This is a genomic window from Clostridium sp. MCC344 (genome assembly GCF_018785365.1).
Lineage (GTDB): Bacteria > Bacillota > Clostridia > Lachnospirales > Lachnospiraceae > Pilosibacter.
The window spans coordinates 44087-52612 of sequence record NZ_WQPQ01000065.1; the positions used below are offsets into that span (position 1 = coordinate 44087).

The 8526-nt window shown below is 43.1% G+C and carries 7 protein-coding genes; all 7 read left to right on the forward strand.

All coding sequences use genetic code 11. The features are described 5' to 3' along the window. The first annotated feature begins 628 nt into the window (after positions 1–628). The 7 genes from GPK90_RS15250 (at position 629) to GPK90_RS15275 (ending at position 8476) form a co-directional block, all read left to right on the forward strand. Entirely contained in the window at positions 629–3568 is a 2940-nt protein-coding gene (locus GPK90_RS15250; RefSeq protein WP_215703380.1) for a TOTE conflict system archaeo-eukaryotic primase domain-containing protein, read from the forward strand. 196 nt (positions 3569–3764) lie between these two features. Continuing rightward, positions 3765–4196: a hypothetical protein gene (locus GPK90_RS15255; RefSeq protein ID WP_346011274.1), complete on the forward strand. Its 432-nt coding sequence runs from the start codon at positions 3765–3767 to the stop codon at positions 4194–4196. 48 nt (positions 4197–4244) lie between these two features. Beyond that, positions 4245–4373, forward strand: a complete 129-nt coding sequence (locus GPK90_RS19820; protein ID WP_486463675.1) for a Mu transposase domain-containing protein — start codon at positions 4245–4247, stop codon at positions 4371–4373. Positions 4374–4458: 85 nt separating this feature from the next. Beyond that, entirely contained in the window at positions 4459–5622 is a 1164-nt protein-coding gene (locus tag GPK90_RS15260) for an ImmA/IrrE family metallo-endopeptidase (RefSeq protein WP_215703381.1), read from the forward strand. Then, positions 5616–6131 carry a DUF4411 family protein gene (locus GPK90_RS15265; protein ID WP_215703382.1) on the forward strand — a complete coding sequence of 172 codons (516 nt, stop codon included), beginning with the start codon at positions 5616–5618 and terminating at the stop codon, positions 6129–6131. Before GPK90_RS15260 ends, GPK90_RS15265 begins: the two co-directional genes overlap by 7 nt. Before the next feature lie 458 nt (positions 6132–6589). After that, a complete protein-coding gene (gene tnpA / locus GPK90_RS19655) occupies positions 6590–7060 on the forward strand; it encodes an IS66 family insertion sequence element accessory protein TnpA (RefSeq protein ID WP_346011275.1) in 471 nt (156 codons plus the stop codon). 45 nt (positions 7061–7105) lie between these two features. Then, entirely contained in the window at positions 7106–8476 is a 1371-nt protein-coding gene (locus GPK90_RS15275; RefSeq protein WP_215696620.1) for a ParB/RepB/Spo0J family partition protein, read from the forward strand. The last annotated feature ends 50 nt before the right edge of the window (positions 8477–8526 follow it).

Sequence of the window (8526 nt, forward strand, 5' to 3'; positions counted from 1 at the left end):
GCCATCGATTTTTCTGATTCGTCGTTGACGGTAATAAAAGCAGTTCTCATTGATGTGCTTTTTCAACACACCAGAATTAAACAGAGAGTCCACTGGCTCACAGTTCTCTGATCATAGTGATCCACTGTTGAGTGCGGACCTGTGCAACAAGTTGATGCATGATGATGCCTCCTTTGGTAGTCTTAATGGGACTTGAAAAACTATCAAGTAATGTTTGGAGTCATTATCTCAAAATTTATGTGTGGTTGGAAGGACGGGCGTTGTACCGTTTACGTAAGGAATTTTGCTTCCATAATTTTCCGTTGACAAAAGGTAAACGCTCCATAGCGTTTACTATCAATTGTAGGAAAAAGATGTTTAATAATTAACGTAAGTATGCTTGTTATGGATCTAGCAAAAAATATTCGGTGCATTGTCAAGAGTCAGTACAAATTAAAATGCCATCATCCAAGAGCAGTTTTTTATGGGAATTGACCATGCACTGTTTCTTTTCTGCGACCGTAAATGCGATAGGGTCAAAGCAATATTAAAAGAATCTTTGGATGATTATTTGTTTAACTGGTAAAAGAGCGTTGAAATTATAAGGGTGCATTCAAAAGAAAGTGTAGATAAGTCTATGAGCAGCGGTATGGGCAATGAAACAAAAAAATTAGAGGCTGAGATTGATGCTCTTAAGAAACGAATTGAATACCTGGAGCAAATCTTAGATCAGGCAGGTATTCCATATGATGTTGAACAAAATTCAGAACCAAAGTCTGCGGACAATAGTGTAGAGGCTGATAATCTGATGCCATACATCATCCCGGAGACGATCACACCAAAACACGCCAACTATTTCTATTCATTCTTCAAGGGCAGAAGTGATGTCTATAGCAAGAGATCAGGAAAGCCGAATCCCAAAACCGGAAAGACAGGATATTACACACAGTGTTGGAACTATTGGAAAAATGGTTTATGCCCAAAACGCGAGGGTAAGCAGATAAAATGTGGTAACTGTGAAAATCAGAAGTATAAAAGTTTGACAGGAAATGACTTGTTGATGCATTTACGTGGAGATAGGGAAGACTGCTCAGATGTAATCGGTATCTATCCGATGTTGCCGGATGAAACTTGTAATTTTCTGGTATTTGACTTTGATAACCATGATAAAGAGAATCAACTGGATGATGGAGCTAACACAGGTCTCGCATGGAAAGAAGAAGTAAATGTATTGCGGGAAATCTGTGAGAAAAACCAAATACGCGCGTTAACAGAACGGTCAAGATCTGGACATGGGGCACATATCTGGATCTTTTTTGAAAAGGCAATTTCGGCAGAAAAAGCAAGAAAATTTGGTGATGCACTTTTAGAAAAAGGGGCAGAATCTGTCAACTTAAAAACGTTTCAGTCGTATGACCGCATGATCCCGGCTCAAAATCATTTGCCGGAAGGTGGACTCGGAAATTTAATTGCGCTCCCACTGCAGGGACAGGCGTTAAAGAAGGGGAACAGCGCGTTTATTGACAAAAATTGGAAACCATTTGCAAACCAATGGAAGCAGTTGGGGAAAGTCCAGAGGCTATCGGAAGAATTTGTGGATAATTGTATTAAGGAATGGGTCGAGCAGGAGAAAACATCGATGGTGGAAGAAATTCCTAAACCGTGGAAAAAGAGAACTATGACTTTCAACCCAAAAGATTTGGATGGGAAACTGCAGGTTATATTGGCAAATCGCGTTTATATTGATATCACGAATGTAAAGCCAAGAATGCAGAATCAGATTAGAAGAATAGCAGCATACAGTAATCCAGAGTTTTATAAAAATCAGGCAATTGGGCGTTCTGTACAGGGAATCCCGAGATTTATTTCCTGTAGTGAGGAGGACGGGAAGTATATCAGTATTCCTAGAGGATGCTATGAAAAATTGCAGGATATGTTGAAAAATGCGAAAATTCAGGCAGAGATTAAAGATGAACGTCAGGGCGGGAAAAAGATTCGGATTTCTTTTAAGGGGGCGTTATACCCGGAGCAGCAGGAAGCGGCGGATCAGCTTTTAAAATATGATCAGGGGGTTCTCTCGGCGGCAACAGCGTTTGGAAAGACGGCGGTAGGTTCATGGCTCGTTGCTGAAAGAAAAGTGAATACGTTGGTATTAGTACATAATACGGAGATCATGAAAAACTGGGTGGAAGACTTTGGAAAGTTTTTATGTATCGATGAACCATTGCCGGAATATCGGACACCAACAGGAAGATTAAAGAAACGAAAAAGTGTGATTGGAAGAAAAACATCCGCACATGACTCAATGAACGGAATTCTGGATGTTGCGATGATCTCGTCGTTAGGCCGGGAAGATAAGATCAATGAAATCGTGAAACAGTATGGAATGGTTATCATGGATGAGTGTCATCATGCAGCGGCACAGATCGCACAGGAAGTTTTAAATGAAGTGAATGCCAAATATGTCTACGGGCTTACTGCTACGCCGAAGAGGGATGATGGGCAGGAACAGAAGATATTTATGCAGCTTGGATCAATCCGTTATAAATATACCGCAAAGGACCGGGCGAAGAAACAGGGAATTGAACATTTTGTTTATCCAAGATTCACACGCCTGATCAGCCCGGAGATTAAGAAACTGTCCATGAATGCGGCAAATAAACTTATTATCGGCAGTGAAATCAGAAATAATCAGATCATAGATGATGTGAAACAGTGTCTGGAGCAGAAGAGAACACCGCTTGTTATTACGAAAAGCAGAGTTCATGCAGAATATTTATATAAGAGATTAGAGAGTCTGGTAGATCATATCTTTCTACTGGAGGGTGGAAGAAAGCTTAAGGAGCGGGATGAAATTCGTGAACAGATGAAGAGAGTTCCTGCGGATGAATCTGTGATTCTTGTGGCGACAGGGCAATATATCGGTGAGGGTTTTAACTATCCGAGACTGGATACTATGATGCTGGCGATGCCAATTTCTTTTGAAGGAAATGTAGAACAGTATTCAGGACGTCTGCACCGTGATTATGATACAAAAAAAGATGTCATTATTTACGATTATGTGGATATGCATATTCCGCAATTGGAGAGGATGTATCATAAGCGGATGAAGACATATCGGAAAATGGGCTATAATATTTGTGTGCCATCGCCAGCAGGAATACAGCAGGTTAATGTGATTTATGATTTTGAATCATACATTGAGGTATATAAAAAGGATCTCGAAAGTGCGAACAAAGAGATCATAATTTCCAGTCCTGGAATAAATAAAAATAAGATTGAGACTATGATAGACATCTGGAGAAATGTGCAGGAAAGAGGCACAAAAGTGATCGTGTTGACTTTGAACCCAGAAAAGTACCCGAAAGAGCGCATAGAGGCTACGGCACAATTGATACAGATGATGAAGAATAACGGGGTGTTAGTAGAAATAAGGCAGCAGATGCATGAACATTATGCGATCATTGATCGAGAGGTCGTCTGGTATGGAAGCATGAATTTGCTTTCCAGGGAAAGGGAAGATGATAATTTGATGCGGATCAGAAATGCGGAAATAGCGGGAGAGCTGTTGGAGATAGATTTTGGATGATATGAGGTTTTTGACTTCCTGAATATATGTTTGCAAATTGCAGGATTATAAGTTGTTTTATAACCTGAAAAGCGAGATAGGAAATGCTGTTATTCAGCCGAATCACTGATTTCTATTGAATAGGTTTTCAAGTTTCGTCCTCGACAGCTTTCCCCTTTTTCGCTGATTATTGTGTGTGTGGATCTTTGTCGGTGTCATGACCTACAGCCAGTGTGCTTTTGTCGAAGCGTTCATCAATGAGCAACAGAAGGCCTGGATTACCGCTCATGTTCATATGTACGAGTTCTTTGGTGGCGTTACGTCGATTCTGGTGCCAGACAATGCTCCTACAGCAACGAACCGTAAGCAGAGTGATAAATATGAGACTGTTCTGATCAAATCCTATGAGGAACTAGCGCAGCATTACAACACTGCTATCATCCCGGCAAGGGTACATACCCCGAAGGATAAGCCAAGTGCAGAAGGAAAAGCTGGCCCTGTCTCCACATGGATCACAGCAGCGCTTCGTGATGAGCAGTTTTTCTCTCTGGCAGAGTTGAACCAGAAAATCAGGAAAAACTCAAAAATACAACGAGGCTTCTTTTCAAAAGAAAATGGGGAGCCGACAGAAGCTGTTTCTCGAAGATGAGAAGTCATTGCTCATGCCCCTGCCTGCTACCCGCTTTGAATTAGCTGAATATCGTACCGCCACAGTACAGTTCATCACATTACCGCAGACAAAATGTACTACTCGGTGCCTTATCAGTATATCAAAGATAAGGTTGATGTGCGAGTGATAGATACTACAATTGAAATTTTCAAATAGAACAAATTTTTTGAGATGGGGTGTAATGATAAGAAATTTCTGCTATAATAATAACAAAGAAACAAAATAGGAGGGAGGTAGCATTATGCCAGCAGTAAATGTTAATATCGAGCCAGAAATAATAAAATGGGCACTAAGCCAGACGCAGAAAGAAAAACTGGGCGATAAGTTAATGAGCCATATTACCCAATGGCTTAATGGTACAAAGACTCCTACGTTTAATCAGATAGAGGATTTCAGCAGAAAAGCGAATATTCCATTAGGCTACTTCTTCCTACAGACGCCGCCTGTAGAGCAATTGGATTTATTGGAATATAGGACAGTTGATAGCATCCAGTTGGTCAATCCAAGTCGTAATCTGATAGATACTGTTCATGAAATGGAGAATATTCAGGATTGGATGAGGGATTACAGACAGGATTTGGGGTATGATACTCTTACTATAGTAGGCTGCATGAAGAACAGTGGGAATGTTCAGACCATCGTGAATAGAATTCGTAAAGATTTGGAATTGGACATTAAATGGTATGAGAGATGCAAAGATTCCAGAGATGCATTCGGGGTTATTAGGAGCCAAGTGGAGGCATGCGGTGTTATTGTAATGATGAATGGCATCGTAGGCAAGAATACGCATAGAACATTAGATATAAATGAGTTCAGAGCATTTGCGATGATAGACGAATGGGCTCCGCTTATTTTTATTAATGCGGCAGATTCTAATGGAGCACGGTTATTCTCTTTATTGCATGAGGTTGCACACATTTGGATTGGGCTGGATGATTTATATAATGACAGGCATAACCGAGTAGATGGTGTAAGCTCCGTAGAAGTATTGTGCAATGCTGTAGCAGGTGAACTGCTTGTACCGAAATATATTTTTTTGGATAAATGGGATGATAATGCAGCAGATATAGAAAAAGCTATTACAGAACTGGCGGGATATTTCCGATGCGGTGAAAGCGTAATTGCAAGGAAAGCGTTGGATTGTAAAAAAATAACGAGGGATGTATACACCAAAATAGTACAGACTGCAATCAATAATTACAATCAGATAAAAGAAAAACGGGAAAGTTCTGGAGGCAACTATTACAATACAATGTTTTCTCGTTTAGATGGACATTTTGTAAATGCATTATGTGAGAGTATCAACATGGGCAGAACTTCTTATACAGAAGCTTATCGCTTGACTAACACCAGTGGTAAGACATTTCCTGAGGTGGTGCGGCATTTTGGAGGTGTAGAATGGTAGAAGAAAAATTTTTGATTGACTCGAATTCATTCATGACACCGTACAGGCAGTATTATGCGTTTGATTTAGTACCTACTTATTGGAAAGAACTGTCAAAATGTATGGACACAGGAAAAATCGTTTTGCTTGATATGGTAAAGGGAGAAATTGATAAAGGGCGGGATGATTTAGCTGAATGGGTAGATAAACAGACGGGATTTATAATTTGTAATCATGTTAATGCAACTATTATAGGTAAATATCAGGAAATATTGCAGTATGTACAGAATTGCGGCTTGTATAAAGAGCAGGCATTGCGGAATTGGGGTTCAGCCGATATCGCGGATCCGTGGTTGATTGCAGCAGCTGCGGTGAATGATTATACAATTATTACTGCCGAGGTTCCATCGAGTGGGTTAAGTCCAAAGACTCCGAATAAAAATGCTAAGATACCCGATGTGGCAAGAGTATTCGGGGTTCGGACAGAGAATCTGTATTATATGATGAGAAAGTTAGAAATCAAAATATAGAAAATTACATAGTCATGGTTAGAAGTATTAGTTGGCATTTTTTCATGTTGCTCTGTCATGTATTCTCGAAAGATTAGAAGTCAATTTCAGTTTAGATTGATAGTATCAGGGGGTACGCTTATGGCAATAATAACAACCTTAAAAAGCATTATGGTGGGTACAGGCGGTGCTGGGAATTTGTACGAAAATATGCAGGGGCATGTGGAAAGGTAAAAGCTAATATGACATGAAAGACGCCGCAGGTTCGAATCCTGCAGTTCCCGTTGGGCTACTGGTAAGTAGCCCTTTTTTAATTAGCAAACCAGGAGGTCAACCATGGTAAACGCACCTATTGCAGGTAAACGCTCCATAGCAAGTACCTGTTCCTCCACTCCTTTTTCTGCCATAATAGTCTCACACTATACAGAGTCAAAAAAGTTAAGTACTCAACTTTTTTGACCGCCTATGGAGGTCTATCTATGAGCAGTCAAACAAGTTTAGTTGCTGAACAGGTTCGGTTGCAGCAATGGGCGGCACAGATCCAGGATTGTAAAAACCGCCCTGCAGATATGAAAGTAGAAACCTGGTGCAGTGAGCATGGCATCACAAAAGCGAATTATTATTATCGTCTGAAAAGAGTCCGCAAAGCATGTTTGGAGGTCTACAATCCAGAACCGGCGTTTGTGGAACTTCCTCAGCCGACAGAGAAAGCTCTGCCCCAGGAAGACAGCAGCTTAAAACCGACAGCTATTCTGCGAAATTCCAGAGGATTGGCACTTGAAATTTATAATCCTGTCTCTAAAGATATGCTTGCAACGGTGTACAAAGGGAACATAATAAAAAACTTAATAATGGACTGCCAATCTTACACAAAGTACCGCCCAAACGAGACTACGGGCGGTATTTTTGTATCATGGCGGAGAAAGGAGGAACTTCCCACGGGGGCTTGACTGAAAAGTTGAGCCTCTTTTTTCATGCCAAAAAACAGGAGGTAAATGCTTATGGCAGATGATAAAACCACAAAAACGCCGGAACAGCCGGTAACGGATAGCGGGCCGGGCAAGGAAACGCCTCCCGCTCCCCCAAAAGAGCCGGAGAAGGTTTCCGTTTCTCCGGAGCCGGAAAAAAAGACGGAACCAGAGGTAAAGAACCCGCAGGTTTCCGTCTATAACTTCGCTGAAATTATGAAGGAAAAGAAGGTCGAGGAACGGTCGGCAGCTCCCAGCGGGGAAAAGCCTGCCCCGGCAAAAACGGAAAAGCAGCCGGAGGCTCCGAAGAAAGCGGAGGAAAAACCCAAAGAGCCGGAACAGCCGAAGCGCCGGGGCCGTCCCCCGAAAGCAGATAAGGACAAGGCCGCAACCCCGAAGCCCAAAGCTCCCGCACAGAAACCGGAAAATGCGGTCAAAAAGGAACCGGAGAAAAAAACGGCTCCAACGGTACAGGCTGCTCCCGCTCCGAAGGAACCCGAAAAACCGAAGGATGCACCACGCCGGGGCAAGGAACAGATCGTCTATATCAAGCTGAACGAGCTTCACGCCTTCAAGAACCATCCCTTTGAGGTTCGGGATGATGAAGAAATGCGGGCTATGGTGTCCAGCGTCAAAGACAAGGGCGTGACCCAGCCCGCTATCGTCCGTCCCCGTGAGGATGGCGGCTATGAGATCGTGTCCGGCCACCGCCGCCAGAAAGCCAGCGAGCTTGCCGGATATGCGGATATGCCCTGTATCGTCCGAAACCTGACGGATGATGAAGCCATCACCCAGATGGTCGAGGACAATCTGAACCAGCGTGAAGAAATCCTCCCCAGTGAGCGGGCCAAAGCCTTGAAAATGCAGCTTGAAGCTATCAAGCACCAGGGCTCCCGCACTTCGGGCCAGATTGACCCGAAGGACGCTGGCAAACGCTCCAACGAGATCGTGGCCGAGCGCAATAAGATGGCGGTCAAGCAGGTGCAGCGGTATATCCGGCTCAATGAGCTGGTTCCCGACCTGATGAAGCTGATGGATGAAAAAAAGCTGGGCTTTACTACGGCGGTGGAGCTTTCCTATATCGGCAAGAAGAACCAGAACTATATCGCCGTCGCCATTGACAGCCAGCAGTCCTCGCCTTCACAGGCGCAGGCAAAGCGTATGCGTGAGCTGGACGAAAAGAAGCTGCTCAACGGGGATGTGATCGACGGCATTATGATGGAGGACAAAAAGGAGGTAGACAAAGTGATTTTGACAGGTGCGGAACTGAGCAAGTATTTCGGCAAGGAAACTACGCCGAGGGAAATGAAGGACCAGATCATCAAGCTGCTGGACGACTGGAAGGGTCAGCAGAAGGAACATGAAAAGCCGGAGAAGAAAACCGAACAGGAAAAGTAAGCCCAAACTTCGGGTCAGCATGGCCCGAGGATTGCGGGGCTCTGCCCCGC

Excerpts from the sequence above, each read along its gene's own strand:
- GPK90_RS15255 (WP_346011274.1), top strand. The coding sequence starts at position 3,765 with ATGACCTACAGCCAGTGTGCTTTTGTCGAAGCGTTCATCAATGAGCAA.
- GPK90_RS15260 (WP_215703381.1), top strand. The coding sequence starts at position 4,459 with ATGCCAGCAGTAAATGTTAATATCGAGCCAGAAATAATAAAATGGGCA.
- tnpA (WP_346011275.1), top strand. The coding sequence starts at position 6,590 with ATGAGCAGTCAAACAAGTTTAGTTGCTGAACAGGTTCGGTTGCAGCAA.
- GPK90_RS15250 (WP_215703380.1), top strand. The coding sequence starts at position 629 with ATGGGCAATGAAACAAAAAAATTAGAGGCTGAGATTGATGCTCTTAAG.
- GPK90_RS15265 (WP_215703382.1), top strand. The coding sequence starts at position 5,616 with ATGGTAGAAGAAAAATTTTTGATTGACTCGAATTCATTCATGACACCG.
- GPK90_RS15275 (WP_215696620.1), top strand. The coding sequence starts at position 7,106 with ATGCTTATGGCAGATGATAAAACCACAAAAACGCCGGAACAGCCGGTA.